The organism is Vibrio sp. Y176 (assembly GCF_033438945.1).
This window is the reverse complement of the sequence record NZ_JAWOQS010001125.1, coordinates 1-528: the sequence shown is the minus strand read 5'-3', so window position 1 is coordinate 528 and position 528 is coordinate 1. Positions and strand designations below refer to the sequence as shown.

Genomic DNA, 528 nt, shown 5'->3' with positions numbered 1-528 from the left:
ACCTTGATCTTGTGCGTGATCTTACTCGTCATATTGAGCCAGAGCAGCAATCAACCTTTCTATTGTGTTTGGAAAAAATGAACCGGGAATTCTAGGTTTCATCCGAGTTACGGCCAAATAAACAATGAAAAGCAGAACTCCCATCGAGTTCTGCTTTTTTGTATTTATGGGTTTAGAAACCAGCTTTCTAACGGTAACTGAGTAAATGCGTAAGTCACACCAACACAAAATGCAGCGCCGGTAATGCCAATACCAATTGTAGTGGCCAGCAGAAGTAACGTTATCTTAGGCATGATGATTCTCATCCCTCTTGGAGTGTATTTGCGTGCTTAGTTCGAAACAGAGCACACAAACACAATCCAAGCGGTGGCAAGCATAATTAATGGCGTAAAGACTTTTTGAATGGCTGCGCCATCGGTCAAGTTATAGATCTCGATGGATTCGTTGTAGAAGGCGCGTTTGAAGGCTTTAAACGAAATGTCGTTTTTTACATTGGATTGCTCGTAACGCTGACGCGCAGCATCGGCC

General features: G+C 43.2%; 1 protein-coding gene and 1 pseudogene. Both read right to left on the bottom strand.

Features of this window, described 5'->3' with window-relative positions; translation table 11 throughout:
• Window positions 1–164: 164 nt before the first annotated feature.
• Window positions 165–293 carry a hypothetical protein gene (locus R7O13_RS30565; RefSeq protein ID WP_005477316.1) on the bottom strand — a complete coding sequence of 43 codons (129 nt, stop codon included), beginning with the start codon at window positions 291–293 and terminating at the stop codon, window positions 165–167.
• Window positions 294–329: 36 nt separating this feature from the next.
• Window positions 330–528 (bottom strand): annotated as a pseudogene (locus R7O13_RS30560) (hypothetical protein); the annotation flags it as partial.